Consider the following 13,539-nt stretch of genomic DNA (forward strand, 5'->3'; position numbering starts at 1 on the left):
ATAATTGTAAATAAATGAATATCTTTTGATCAGTTTTTTAACCTGTCATTTTTCAGTCTTAGTACTCTGCTAGGGTTCAAATATTTTTTTTAAAAACCCCCTTGCATATTTTTGCGGATGGCCTGATATTGAAGACATAGGGACAGTAAAACGATTACATGCACCGTCCTGAATTGAGTGAGGAGAGCAAAGCCCCAATTCAATTTAACTGATCCCTCAAGGGAACAACCACTTGTCATCTGACAAGCGTAAATAACAAAAGTTTTGCACAAAAAGATCCAGAAAGAGGATGATATTATGAACATTGAAATCCGTACCGACAAAAATATTCAGAATAATGAACGTTTAATTAGTTATGTGCGTGCAGAACTTGGCCAAGAATTTCAACGTCATGCGGAACGTATTACTCACTTTTCTGTACATTTTAGTGATGAAAATGGGGACAAAGGCGGAGATGATGATATCCGTTGCATGATTGAAGCGCGTCCTAAAGGTTTAAAACCTGTAGCTGTTAATCACAAGGCGAAAAATGTCGACATCGCTTTCCATGGTGCCATGGATAAATTAGGCCGCAGCCTTGAACACTTATTTGAAAAAATTGATGATCCGCGCGGTGCAGCTCCTGAGCTGATCGACAACGATGAAGAAGAAGCCTAAGCTTCTGTAAAAAAAAGCCCTACGGGGCTTTTTTTATGCCTGAATCTCACCTTGACAACATTTCCTTAAAACAAATCGGACATTATTCGGCATAATAAGACAAACCGACAAATGAGAGATCGCATGTTAACTGCACAACAACAGCTTTTAGTACAAGCGATAGAAGAACTGAATTTGCCACAGGTCCAAAAGTTACTGGCGGATGGTCTGGATCCGAATTTTATTGAGCCAGAAAAGGGCCCACCCATTTCCGTGGCGTGTGATGGATTATTTCAGTGGTGGGAATTGGTCAGTGAAGCCTATCAGGCCGAGCCGATGACTGAGCAGCAGAAACAAGAGGCTTTACAGGTTCATCTAGAGATTCTGGATGCCTTGATTCAGGCCAAGGCTAACCTGCATTTATGGGATGCGGAAGAGCTCTATGGTCCACTTTGGGATGCGGCAAGTGCGGCCTGTGTGCCGGCTGTAAAGCGTTTGCTGGATGAACAGGTAGATCCAAACAGTAAAGATGAAGATGGATTGACCATTTTATCTTCAATTAGCGATTTGTTTTTTGACTGTGAATTTGATGAAATTGACTGGTCAGAGGCACTACCTGAAGAAAAAGAAACTTTGCAGTTGTTGCGCAGTCGTGGCGCCAAGATGTCGAAAGAACTAGCGTAAAAAATTGAGAAATGACATGAAAATCATGCAAACAACCACGTTATTGATGATGGCAAGCCTCAGTATGGGGACATGGGCTGCCGAATTTTCATTTGACCGTCCGGGGAGCGGTTTTGGCACCGGTATTACGCCGGTTGGCCATGTGGCGTGGGAACAAGGTTTGCCTTCAGCGACCTATGATGAACAGTATGTGGATGGTTTGAAAGTCAGAACACTGAGTCTGAATGGCAATATGCTGTTACGCAGTGGTCTGAATGAGGATACCGAGCTACAGCTAGGCTGGCAGGGGCCAAGCTGGACGAAAACCAAATCTGCTGGACAAACCCGGGAAACAGATGGTCTGGGCGATGTCAGTATCGGGGTGAAGAAAGCCATTAACCTGAAAGATGAGCAGCTTACGATGGCTGTGCTGGCTCAGGTTCAACTCGCTACCGGTAATCCTGGTTTCTCTGCTGAGGATGATATTTATAGCTTAAGCTCAGCACTTGCTTATCGTTATAGTGATTTGATCACGACCGCGATGACCATGCGTTATGAAATGCAGGACCGAGAATGGGCTGTCACTGCGATTCCGAGCATTCAATACAAGATTGCCGGGAATTGGTCCGGTTTTTCTGAATTTGTTTATCGTAAGGCAGAAAGCCAACCCAATGAGACATCCTTGGCGTCGGGCGTGATGTATGCCTTGAACGACCGTGCACAGCTGGATGCCAGTGTTGGTGTTTCACTCAGTGGTGAGCGACCGGATTACCATGGTGGTCTAGGCGTTTCTTTCCTGTTTTAATCCTGAGTGGCTTAGGGCATGCAATGTCTGGAACCCGGTAATCGGGTGCAACTGAGTTTTGCGATTTTACTGAGTATCAGCTGTTGGCTGATCTCAGTGTTGAGTCATGCAGAAAATCCGCTACTTCCACCGGAGCAGGCCTTTCGCTTTTCCGTAGAGTCTCTAAGCCAACATGAGGCGGAACTCCACTGGCAGATTGAACCCGGTTACTACCTGTATCAACATAAAATCGAGCTGAAGCAGGCCGGTCAAACGGTTCCACTGCGGTTGCCCCCCGCTGTCACACAATATGATGACAATTATGGCCAGAGTCAGGTGTATTTTCAGCAGCTCGACATCCGCTTTGCAGCAAAACCGGCACAAAGCTATCAGCTGACTTGGCAGGGTTGTGCCAAGGACCGGATTTGTTACCCGCCACAAACGATAGAGTTTCAGACAGATCTTGATGGACTGATTCAGTTGCAGGAAACGGCATCCTCAAAACGTTTACTGGATCTGGCTCCGGCCTCGGGGCAAACCTTGCCGGTGGACACAGCCACATCGTCACAACCTTCTTCAGCTCCTAGCCAACCGAATCCCCCACTGACTTTGGAGGGTGCTCAGGATCAGGTATGGTTTCAGCAGCTTGCTGAGCATTCTTTATTTTACAGCCTGCTGCTGTTTCTTGGCTTGGGTGTTTTACTGGCATTTACACCATGTTCCTTACCCATGCTGCCGATTTTAACTTCACTGATCGTGCGGGATCATAAAGGTTTGAAGGCCTGGATGATTGCACTGGTTTTTGTGCTGAGTATGGCCATGGTCTATGCACTACTCGGTCTAGTGGCATCATCAGCGGGCCTGAATTTTCAGCGCTGGTTACAGCAACCCGCTACTTTGCTGGCATTTAGTGCGCTATTTGTCCTGTTTGCGGCCAATTTGTTTGGCCTGTTTGAAATTCGTCTGCCACAAGCATGGTTACAGCGTCTGGATCAGATGCAGTCTTTACAACAGGGTGGAACGTTGCTGGGTGCGGGCATCATGGGCATTATCTCTGCCTTATTGGTCGGACCCTGTATGACGGCACCACTGGCTGGAGCTTTACTGTTTATTTTACAGACCCAGCATCACTGGCAGGGTGCTTTGCTGTTGTTTATGCTGGGTTTTGGCATGGGTCTTCCCTTGTTGCTGGCCAGTGTGCTGGGAGCAAAAGTGCTCCCCAAAGCCGGGCAGTGGATGTTACAGATCCGGGTCATTTTTGCCTTTATTATGCTGGGCTTGGCCCTGTATTTTATCCGTCCCTTATTGCCAGCGCTGCTGTTACAGGTATTGAGCCTGTTGCTTGGTATAGGGCTGGTTGCTTACCTGATCCGTAGTGTATGGCGTTACACGGGTGGCATGCGTGTACTGTATCTCTTGTTACTCATCGTGTTGCTGCCTTATCTTGGCTATAGCCAGTATCAGCAAATTCAAAACTATCATCAGTCTGAAAACTTGCAGAAAAATCAGTGGCAGATGGCTAGAACAGCGGCTGAATTTGAGCATTTATTGGTACAGGCACCTGCAGGTCGTGCGATCGTCATTGATGTGTATGCCGACTGGTGTGTGGCGTGCCAACCCATCGAACATCGGATTTTAAAATCGTCCACCGTCCAGCAGGCATTAGCACCTTATTACCTGATTAAACTGGATTTGAGCCAGTATGATGCCTCCCATCAGGCTTTGCTAAAAAAATGGCAAATTCTTGGGCCACCGACTTATATTTTTCTGAATGCTCAACAGCAGGAACAGCGACAGTTACGTTTAACTGGTGCATTTAGCGAAGTAGAATTGCTGAGCCAACTCAAGCAGCTCCACCCCTAATCTTTAGGATCTATAAGTTTCCTCTTGAGGTTAGCTGTTCTGTTTTTGCAACATAGTGTAGCAAGCAACGCACTGATTTTAGCGGTGTGATCTTCTAAGCTAGCGTTCATCCAATAAAAGATGATTTAGAGATTGCACATGAAATTACTCCACATTGATTCTAGTATTCTCGGTGATGCATCTGTTTCACGTCAGTTGACACAGGCCATCGTGGCACAACTGAAAAGCAAACATGCCAATCTTGAAGTTGAATATCTGGATGTTGATCAGCACCAGATTCCACACCTGTCTGGCCCAATCCTCATGGGGCAAAATCCAGAACAAAGCCAGCTGAGTGAGCAGCTGGTACAGCAATATCTGGAGGCAGATATCGTGGTGGTAGGTGCAGCAATGTATAACTTCAGCATTCCATCGACCCTGAAAGCTTGGATTGACCGTATTTGTGTAGCGGGTAAAACTTTCCGTTATACTGAAAATGGTCCGGAAGGTTTGGCGGGTGGTAAAAAAGTCTATATCGCAAGTAGTCGCGGTGGTGTTTATGGCGACAACAGCCCTGCCGACTTCCAAGAAGCCTATTTGAAAACTGTCTTTGGCTTTACTGGCGTCACAGAAATTGAAGTGATTCGTTCAGAAGGTGTTGCAATGGCAGACCAGAAAGAACAAGCAATTGCGGATGCATTAAGCAAAATTCAGGCACTCTAATTTGCCTTACTACAAAGGTCAGCTTCGGCTGACCTTTTTTATGCCTGTTTAGTTTTGGTCAATCCGATGCGCAAATTCAGTGAGATCGGCTAACGCCTGCTTGCCCTCACTGAACCAGGAATTAAACAACTGAAAGTCATGCCACATGCCTGTATATAACTTGAAAGTCACATCGACACCTGCAGCCTCAGCTTGATCACGGAAACGCTGTGCATCATCTAGCAGGATTTCTTTCGATCCGACTTGAATCAGCGTTGGAGGTAAATCGCGTAGATCAGCAAATAGTGGAGAGACATAAGGCTCAGCTGGATCCACATCCCGAACCAGATAGTAATCAATACCTGCCTCAAGTAATTCCTGAGAGAGCAGGGCATCATGCTCGGCATTGTAACGTAGCGAAGGGCTGCTCAAGGTCAAATCCAAGAAAGGAGACTGCAACATCAAGGCAGCTGGCAAAGGCTGCTGCTGATCTCGCAGGCGTAAACACAAGGATACAGCCAGATTGGCACCAGAAGAATCTCCAGACAGGATAATGTCCTTGGCTTGAATGCCTTGATCCAGCAGCGTCAGATAGGCTAAATAAAGGGCATCCAGTCCATCTGGATAGGGTGACTCGGGAGCCAGCGGATAATCAAGATGCACGATCTGCATTTGTGTGCGCAGTGCCATATCGATCATCCAGGCGTGATGGGTACGTAACGAACCCAGGAAAAATGCCCCACCGTGCAGATGTAAGATCAGTTGTGTGGCCGGATGACCAGGTTTAATTTCTTCTGCAGCTAAACCAGCAAGGCTAAATGAGCGGACTGTCGCGCCTTCCGTTTTGGGCAACAGATGAGATAAACGATCCAGCGTTTGACGCAATGTTTCGGGAGGCAAATTCAGCCGACTCGGTGCACGGATGATGCCTTTCAGCAGGGTTTCACTAAGATACTGTTTCCACATGGGATTGATAGGCATTGTTATTCCATTTTGTATTGATCATGCGGGATACTTACAACCTTACACTAAACAGTCACACTGAAAAATTGCATTCTTGTTGTGATTTTTCAATACTGACCCAGTCGAGTCGATGACCAGGGAATATAGGAAATGAAAAAACTCGCCTTAGCATTAGGATTATTCAGCGCTGCTGTATTGACTCACGCTGCCGATCCGCTCAATGGTACAGTATGGAAGACCATTGATGACAAAACCAAGCAGCCTAAAGCCATTGTGAAGTTTACCGAACTAAAAAATGGCACCTTAAATGCCAATATCCAGAATATCTTAACACCAGGTGAGGAAAACGCCTGTAAGAAGTGCGAAGGGCCTTATCATAATAAATCGTTAAAAGGCCTGACGATTGTGCATAACCTCAAACGTAGTGAAGGTCAGCAATATGAGGGGGGCAGTATTCTGGACCCACAATCCGGTAAAACCTATAAGCTCAAGGCGGAAATTGCAGAGGGTGGCAAAAAACTCAATCTGCGTGGCTATATCGGGATATCTGTTTTGGGACGGAATCAGACCTGGATTCGTGTAAATTAAGTGATAATGTGATTATCAAAAAGCCTGATCATAGATCAGGCTTTTTGTTTTAGAGATTAAGCCAGGTTGCGGTAGGCTGTTTCATCAAAACCGACAACAAAACCTTGTGCGGTTTGTAAAATCGGGCGTTTGATTAAGCTGGTGTGAGTCATCAGTGCTTCAATCAGAGCCTTTTCACTCGATAACGCCTGTTGCTGTTCTGCTTCAGTCAGTTTGCGCCAGGTCGTGCCTTTTTTATTCAAGACTTGATCTGCACCGATCTGCTCTAACCATAGTTTGAGTGTGTCGGCTTCTATACCTTGTTTTTTGTAATCATGAAATTCATAGGCCAATCCTAATGCATTAAGTGCATCGAAGGCTTTTTTCATTGAATTACAATTTTTGATGCCATAAATTTTCAGCATGAGGATTCCATTACTTTAACATGACTGGCTGCTAAGCCTAGCGAAAAAATGGGCGGAATACTATCGGGTTAAAATCGGAAATCGCGGAGAAATGTTTTTGAAAACAGGATGTCATGAGAGTGTCATACTGACTTGGCAATATAAAGCTGTAACCATGTGTTGGGTATTGATTAAAATAAAAATAATCGCCCAGAATAGAGAAACCCGCATTCAATCATCCTGATCATGCGGGTCTCGTTACAACGTTCCTTGTCACATCCTTGCAAAATAAATTAAATCATTTAATTTATTCCTTTCATCCTACGGCTTCCTATCCCTTCGCTGTCATCCTGACAATGTCCCTGTGCCGTGATTGCTATCTTGCCAACAAAGTCACTGAATAAAAATACACAAACACGACAAAAAACGTAGGTTATAAACTTCTATTCAGTGAACAATTGTAAACTAAAATTTACAGTTTATAGTCGATAATCACTGGTGCGTGATCGCTAAACCATTGATCTTTATATACCCAAGCATTGATTACGCGCTCTTTCCAGTCTGGTGAGCAAGCATGATAGTCAATCCGCCAACCGACATTCTTGGCCCGTGCCTGTCCGCGATTTGACCACCAGGAGTATAGATCAGCTTCTTTGCGGACTTCACGGAAGGTATCGACATAACCGAGTTCATTATAGATATGATCTAGCCAGGCACGTTCATGCGGTAAACAGCCGGAGGCCTTCTGGTTGCCTGACCAGTTCTTAATGTCGATTTTCTTATGCACAATATTGTAATCACCGCAAACGATGAGCGACTTATTCTCTTCACGCCACTGTTTTAGAATCAGTTTGTATTGATCCAGGAAATGGTCTTTGCGTGCCTGTGCTTCTTCGCCACTTGACCCTGAAGGTAGATAGAGCGAACAGATGTAGACCGGATAGCCCAGGCCCAGATCGAATTCAGCACGAATAAAACGCCCTTGGCTATCAGCCAGTTCAAAGCCCAAGCCATCCTGTACGGAGACAAAAGGCAGGCGACTATAAATCGCGGTTCCGGCATAACCGGCACGTTCTGCGGGGAACAAATGCGTATGCCAGCCTTCAGGTTTAAATTTATCCGTCCACTGCGCATGGGTAATGCGGCTTTCCTGCATGCACACCACATCCGCATCCGATTGCTCTAGCCATTCCAGCAGGCCTTTGGTCACAGACGAACGTAGACCATTCACGTTAATTGAAACCACTCGAAGAATTTTTACATCACTTGGATAGTGATCCTTTGCTATCATGCGCAGTCATAACCTCAATTTGCAATTCGGAGCACCTCATGACAACGCCAGTGCAATTTAACCCGCAAGCTTTTATCGAACTCGCCTTATCACGTGGTGTGCTTAAATTTGGTGAGTTTACTTTAAAATCAGGCCGTGTGAGCCCTTATTTTTTTAATGCCGGCTTGCTCAATGATGGTGAAGCTTTATCGCTATTGGCACAAGGTTATGCCGATCAATTAATGCAGTGTAATGATGTCGAAGTGATTTTTGGCCCAGCCTATAAAGGCATCCCTTTTGTGGCTGCGACTGCTGTAGCATTGTCACAAATTCATGGCGTAAGTGTGCCTTGGGGTTTTAACCGTAAAGAAGCCAAAGATCATGGTGAAGGTGGGGTCTTGGTCGGGGCTTCCGTGGCGGGTAAAAAAGTCTGGATCATTGATGATGTGATCACCGCAGGGACAGCAATCCGCGAAGTGGTGACTATTCTGCAAAATGCCGGTGCAACCATCGCAGGTGTTTTGGTGGCTTTAGACCGTCAGGAACGTGGTCAGGGTGAATTGTCTGCGATTCAGGAAGTGCAAAATGAGCTAGACATTCCAGTCTATGCGTTAATTACCATGAAAGATTTGATGGATTACCTAGAAGCCAAAGGTGAAACGGAAGCTTTGGCAAAAATGCAGGCGTATCGTGAAAAGTACGGAATTTAATATATAGATCCTAAAAAGGAAGCGTAGGCTTCCTTTTTTATTTTGGGCTGATATGAATAACTAGAATGGTTTAACGTGGATGCCTAATGTAAAGAAATATTGATTAAAGATGGGATCGAGAAAAATTATAAATTGATAAAAAATAAAGAGTGAAAAAACAGGTTTTTAATAATTAACGATTTGATTTTCAATATAAATCATCACATAGCATTTATTATTTAAAATTGGGAATTTATTTATAGCCCATCAGGCATTGGGTTAATGTAGCCCACTCATCTCTATACTTGAATTTATATATTGTTGCAGAAATTTTTCTGGCTAAAGTAATTTGTGTTTTATCCAAAATCCCATTTTTTTTAATATGTTGTATAAGTTCATCTTTATCAAAACTCACCCAAATGGGTGGGATGGTCTGCTCCAGATTTGCAGAACACTCAGGGGCAACATTGTAAAAGAGATGAAATTCAATAAGCTCGATATCATGCATGGCGATTTCAGTGGCGATCTGCTGATAATCAATTGTATTGTCTATAAATAAAAAAGAGAGCGAAAACCATAGTTCTTCTATTTCTTGCATATATGTTTCTATCTTATGAATTTAGCGAGCACTTTTTCAAAAAGTGCCATAAGCGTTATTTTAAGTATTCCATCAATTATTATTCTAAGTTTTGGACGAAGCAACATTCTTGCCGAAGTTGAGTCTATTCCATAATTGGCTTGATCCAGAATGCAATAAAATAGAATCTATAATTTACAAAGCTACATAAGGCTGAGTTTATTCTCCAAGTTGTCAAAAAGTATTAGGTCTGTATTTCACACTTCTTACAATCCAACTTCACCCCAATTTTTTCTTTACGACCCTTTTCAGTCATCACCCAAGGACGGTTTTGCCAGGGTGGATTGTGCCGCACATGCTGACCATGCCCGCAGGCAAGGTCAGCTACCCAATGCTGCTCTTCATCCAAATGAAAACCGATAATCGCTTGTTGCATCATCTGATCCTGCGGACTTTTGTAAAATTTTAGCTCAAGCTTGACTGAAATTCAGAAAAAGCGCTGAATAATCTCCGTTATACTCATCCGTATTATTCAGATTTTAAAAGAGCTTTCAATATGCGCGTTCTTGTGGTGATGGATCCCATCGAAACGGTTAATTTAAAGAAAGATTCCACCATGGCCATGCTGTGGGCCGCTAGCCGTCGTGGCCATGAGTTGGGCTATGCTTTACAACAGGATTTATATATTGAGCATGGCAAAGCTTTTGGCCTGATTGCTCCGCTCAAAGTTTTTGAAGACTACAACCATTATTACGAGTTAGGTGAAAAACAGAAAGAATCCATCGCGGCGTATGATGTGGTATTGATGCGTAAAGATCCGCCATTTGACATGAACTTTGTGTATACCACCTATATTCTGGAGCAGGCAGAACGCGAAGGTGCGTGGATCATCAACAAGCCGCAATCCTTGCGTGACTGTAATGAAAAACTGTTCGCTACCCAGTTTCCTGAATTGCAAGTACCGACTTTAGTCACTTCACAGCAAAGCCTGATCCGTGAATTTATTACCGAACATGGCGATGTGATTGTGAAACCACTCGATGGTATGGGCGGCATGGGGATTTTCCGTTTGTTCCAGGATGGGGTGAATATTGGTTCAACCCTAGAAATGCTAACGGAAATGGGCACACGTCCAATTATGGCACAGCGCTATATTCCTGAAATTGTGGAAGGCGATAAACGCATCCTGATGGTGAATGGTGAGCCGGTACCTTACTGTCTGGCACGTATTCCTCAAAATGGCGAAGTGCGCGGCAATCTGGCTGCGGGTGGTCTGGGACAGGCCCGTCCATTGTCTGAAAATGATAAGATGATTGCCGAGAAAGTGGGGCCATTCTTGCGGGAAAAGGGTCTGATCTTTGTCGGACTGGATGTGATTGGCAATTATGTCACTGAAATCAACGTCACCAGTCCAACCTGTATCCGGGAAATTGATGCCCAGTTTGGTACACACATTGCAGATGATCTGTTCGATGTGCTGGAAGCTGGAATTCAATCTGCAAGATGATTTGACCTTTCTGAAAACGCGCTTTTGTAAAAACAGGTAAATCACGGTTTGCCTGTTCATCGTCAAAGGGATGAAAAACAAAAAATCTTCTTTTCTGGTGATGATTAAACTAGATTGGAAATCATTAAAATAATCAGTTGCTTAAAATTGAGTAAATGTGGGGTTGGGCTTTTTTAACGGTTTCATTCCAAATCTAGTTTAAGATTGGCATTCTGTAGCAAAAAAACAATGATCTCCTCGATGAAAAGCCACAAATCGGCTTTTCCGCGGAGGGGCTTTGTGATTACAATTGGCGTTTTAAAATAATCTTAAGATCCACTTCATTTAGAGTCGAAGAATTCACGTGATTGAGTCCAAACAGCAGCCACCGAAACGTGTCATGATGATGGCCGCAGGGACAGGTGGGCATGTGTTTCCGGCATTGGCTGTCGCAAAACAATTACAACAACAGGGTTGCCAGGTGTCTTGGTTAGCAACACCGAACGGTATGGAAAACCGTCTGTTAAAACAACATGATATTCCGATTTATCAGATTGATATTCAGGGTGTGCGTGGCAATGGCGTATTACGCAAACTCGTTGCACCTTTCAAGATTTTAAAAGCCACCTTGAGCGCAATGCGCTACATGAAGCAACTCAAAATTGAAGCGGTTGCTGGATTTGGTGGCTATGTAGCCGGTCCAGGTGGTCTCGCGGCTCGCGTATTGGGTATTCCTGTGCTGATTCATGAGCAAAATGCAGTCGCTGGTTTTACCAACATGCAATTGTCACGAATCGCCAAAACGGTTTGTCAGGCGTTCCCGGGAACATTTCCAGAGAGTGCAAAAATTGTGACAACCGGAAACCCGGTCCGTCAGGAAATTACCGAGATTCTGAGCCCAGCTTGGCGCTATCAGCAACGTGAGCAGGCAGAACAGCCCCTGCATATTCTGATTGTTGGTGGATCACTCGGAGCACAAGCTTTGAATGAACGTGTGCCAGCTGCATTAAAACAGTTAAATATGCCACTAAAGGTCTTTCATCAGTGTGGCCAGCAACAGTTTGAAGCCACGCAGGCACGTTATACAGACGCTCCAGCACAGTTACAGGTAGAAGTCAGTCCGTTTATTGACGATATGGCGCAAGCTTATTCAGAGGCGGATCTGATTATTTGTCGTGCGGGTGCATTAACGGTGACGGAAGTCGCAACAGCCGGTGTAGCCGCGATTTTCGTGCCTTTGCCGAGTGCGGTGGATGATCACCAGACAGCAAATGCCAAGTTTTTGGCCAATACCGGCGCAGCTAAAATCTGTCAGCAAGCCAGCATGACTTCCGAGAGTCTGGCTGATCTGCTCAAACCATTGATGAATCGTCAGACTTTGTCTGAAATGGCCGTCAAGGCACGTCAAAAAGCTCAACCGGACGCAACCCAGCATGTGGTTGGTCTCATTCAAGAATTGTAAGTTAGAGTTTTCCTATGTCTCCATCAAGCCCTGCTGATCAAGCAAAAAAATTAATTAAAATTCCTGAAATGCGCCGTATCAAGCATATTCACTTTGTGGGTATTGGTGGAGCAGGGATGTGTGGCATCGCAGAAGTATTGAAAAATCAGGGCTATAAAGTTTCTGGTTCAGATATCAAAGCCTCGAAAACCACGGCACAACTCGAAGAAAACGGCATTAAAGTATTTATTGGCCACAGTACAGAAAACATTCAGGGTGCCAATGTGCTGGTGGTGTCGACCGCAATTGATCCGGAAAACCCGGAAATCAAAACAGCGATTGAAAACCGAATTCCTGTGGTTCGCCGTGCGGAAATGCTCGGTGAATTGATGCGTTATCGCCATGGCATTGCAGTAGCCGGCACGCATGGTAAGACGACGACCACCAGTCTGTTGACCTGTATGTTAGCAGAAGAAGGCCTCGATCCGACCTATGTGATCGGCGGCTTGCTGAACCGTACCGGGGTAAATGCTGCGCTCGGTGCTAGCCGTTATATCGTGGCCGAAGCCGATGAGTCAGATGCGTCTTTTCTGTTCCTAGAACCGATGGCTGCAATTGTGACCAATATCGATGCCGACCATATGGATACCTATGGTGGCAGTTTCGATACATTAAAAGATACCTTCATCCAGTTCCTACACAAATTGCCATTCTATGGTTTGGCCGTGGTGTGTGGTGATGATGCCAATATTCGTGAAATCTTGCCACGTGTCGGCCGTCCGGTGATCACTTATGGTTTTGGTGAAGACAATGATATTCGTGCGGTCGATGTTGAACAGGAAGGTATGCGCTCGCACTTCACCGTGTTGCGTAAAGGCCGGGAACCATTACGCCTGACCATTAATCAACCAGGTTTGCATAATGTCCTGAATGCCTTGGCTGCAATTGGTGTCGCGACTGATGAAGGTGTATCTGATGCTGCAATTAGCCGTGCTCTAGAAGGTTTTAGCGGGGTAGGACGTCGCTTCCAGGTGCAAGGTGAATTTGCGCTAGGCGAAGGGACAGTGAAATTGGTGGATGACTATGGTCACCATCCAAAAGAAGTTGAGGCAACCATCAAGGCTGCGCGTGCTAGCCATCCAGACCGTCGTCTGGTGATGTTATTCCAGCCGCACCGTTTTAGCCGTACCCGTGACTGTTTCGATGATTTTGTCGAGGTGTTATCACAAGTGGATCAACTCTTGCTTTTAGAAGTGTATCCCGCGGGTGAAAAGCCGATTGTCGGTGCTGACAGTCGAACTTTGGCACGTAGCTTGCGTCTACGTGGTCAGGTCGAACCGATTCTAATTGATCCAGTCGATGAAAACCTGCGCAATGTCATTCAAAAAGTGTTACAACCAAATGACTTGTTATTAACCCAAGGTGCAGGTAACGTGGGAGCCATTTCAGTCGAATTGGCACAACAGCATTTATATCTTAAATAATGACGTCGTATGGCGTGAATGTGATTGACCA

At 45.0% G+C, this 13,539-nt stretch carries 15 protein-coding genes; 10 read left to right on the forward strand and 5 right to left on the reverse strand.

The window, feature by feature from the left end; genetic code table 11:
- Positions 1 to 297 precede the first annotated feature (297 nt).
- From PAE54_RS00465 to PAE54_RS00485, 5 genes are all read left to right on the forward strand, one after another.
- Positions 298 to 657 (forward strand): HPF/RaiA family ribosome-associated protein, encoded by a 360-nt coding sequence (locus PAE54_RS00465; protein ID WP_273777720.1) that lies wholly within the window; start codon positions 298 to 300, stop codon positions 655 to 657.
- Between the two features lie 123 nt (positions 658 to 780).
- A complete protein-coding gene (locus tag PAE54_RS00470) occupies positions 781 to 1,320 on the forward strand; it encodes an ankyrin repeat domain-containing protein (protein WP_326518012.1) in 540 nt (179 codons plus the stop codon).
- A gap of 16 nt (positions 1,321 to 1,336) precedes the next feature.
- The gene (locus PAE54_RS00475) at positions 1,337 to 2,104 is read left to right on the forward strand and encodes a transporter (RefSeq protein ID WP_326518013.1); all 768 of its coding nucleotides are present in this window, start codon (positions 1,337 to 1,339) and stop codon (positions 2,102 to 2,104) included.
- 18 nt (positions 2,105 to 2,122) lie between these two features.
- A complete protein-coding gene (dsbD, locus tag PAE54_RS00480) occupies positions 2,123 to 3,946 on the forward strand; it encodes a protein-disulfide reductase DsbD (protein ID WP_326518014.1) in 1,824 nt (607 codons plus the stop codon).
- 138 nt (positions 3,947 to 4,084) lie between these two features.
- Positions 4,085 to 4,648 (forward strand): FMN-dependent NADH-azoreductase, encoded by a 564-nt coding sequence (locus tag PAE54_RS00485; RefSeq protein ID WP_326518015.1) that lies wholly within the window; start codon positions 4,085 to 4,087, stop codon positions 4,646 to 4,648.
- A gap of 48 nt (positions 4,649 to 4,696) precedes the next feature.
- On the opposite strand, the gene PAE54_RS00490 is transcribed toward PAE54_RS00485, so the two are convergent.
- Positions 4,697 to 5,608, reverse strand: a complete 912-nt coding sequence (locus PAE54_RS00490; RefSeq protein WP_326518016.1) for an alpha/beta hydrolase — start codon at positions 5,606 to 5,608, stop codon at positions 4,697 to 4,699.
- Positions 5,609 to 5,740: 132 nt separating this feature from the next.
- Between PAE54_RS00490 and PAE54_RS00495 the strand changes: the two genes are divergently transcribed.
- Entirely contained in the window at positions 5,741 to 6,178 is a 438-nt protein-coding gene (locus PAE54_RS00495; RefSeq protein WP_326518017.1) for a DUF2147 domain-containing protein, read from the forward strand.
- A 56-nt stretch (positions 6,179 to 6,234) separates the two neighbouring features.
- Here the strand turns inward: PAE54_RS00495 and PAE54_RS00500 are convergent, their stop codons facing one another.
- Positions 6,235 to 6,582, reverse strand: a complete 348-nt coding sequence (locus PAE54_RS00500; protein ID WP_326518018.1) for an arsenate reductase — start codon at positions 6,580 to 6,582, stop codon at positions 6,235 to 6,237.
- Between the two features lie 451 nt (positions 6,583 to 7,033).
- Positions 7,034 to 7,852, reverse strand: coding sequence for an exodeoxyribonuclease III (locus PAE54_RS00505; RefSeq protein ID WP_326518019.1), 819 nt, complete (start codon positions 7,850 to 7,852; stop codon positions 7,034 to 7,036).
- 38 nt (positions 7,853 to 7,890) lie between these two features.
- Between PAE54_RS00505 and pyrE the strand changes: the two genes are divergently transcribed.
- Positions 7,891 to 8,541 (forward strand): orotate phosphoribosyltransferase, encoded by a 651-nt coding sequence (gene pyrE / locus PAE54_RS00510; protein ID WP_326518020.1) that lies wholly within the window; start codon positions 7,891 to 7,893, stop codon positions 8,539 to 8,541.
- Positions 8,542 to 8,773: 232 nt separating this feature from the next.
- On the opposite strand, the gene PAE54_RS00515 is transcribed toward pyrE, so the two are convergent.
- Positions 8,774 to 9,118 carry a DUF7079 family protein gene (locus PAE54_RS00515; RefSeq protein WP_326518021.1) on the reverse strand — a complete coding sequence of 115 codons (345 nt, stop codon included), beginning with the start codon at positions 9,116 to 9,118 and terminating at the stop codon, positions 8,774 to 8,776.
- A 223-nt stretch (positions 9,119 to 9,341) separates the two neighbouring features.
- Positions 9,342 to 9,533 carry a DUF3565 domain-containing protein gene (locus tag PAE54_RS00520; protein WP_326518079.1) on the reverse strand — a complete coding sequence of 64 codons (192 nt, stop codon included), beginning with the start codon at positions 9,531 to 9,533 and terminating at the stop codon, positions 9,342 to 9,344.
- Between the two features lie 120 nt (positions 9,534 to 9,653).
- On the opposite strand from PAE54_RS00520, the gene gshB reads away from it, so the two are divergent.
- From gshB to murC, 3 genes are all read left to right on the forward strand, one after another.
- Positions 9,654 to 10,604 carry a glutathione synthase gene (gene gshB, locus PAE54_RS00525; protein WP_326518022.1) on the forward strand — a complete coding sequence of 317 codons (951 nt, stop codon included), beginning with the start codon at positions 9,654 to 9,656 and terminating at the stop codon, positions 10,602 to 10,604.
- A gap of 343 nt (positions 10,605 to 10,947) precedes the next feature.
- A complete protein-coding gene (gene murG, locus PAE54_RS00530) occupies positions 10,948 to 12,045 on the forward strand; it encodes an undecaprenyldiphospho-muramoylpentapeptide beta-N-acetylglucosaminyltransferase (RefSeq protein WP_326518023.1) in 1,098 nt (365 codons plus the stop codon).
- Between the two features lie 14 nt (positions 12,046 to 12,059).
- Entirely contained in the window at positions 12,060 to 13,508 is a 1,449-nt protein-coding gene (gene murC / locus PAE54_RS00535) for a UDP-N-acetylmuramate--L-alanine ligase (RefSeq protein WP_326518024.1), read from the forward strand.
- Positions 13,509 to 13,539 lie beyond the last annotated feature (31 nt).

It is taken from the genome of Acinetobacter minutum, assembly GCF_035916735.1.
Classification (GTDB): Bacteria; Pseudomonadota; Gammaproteobacteria; order Pseudomonadales; family Moraxellaceae; genus Acinetobacter.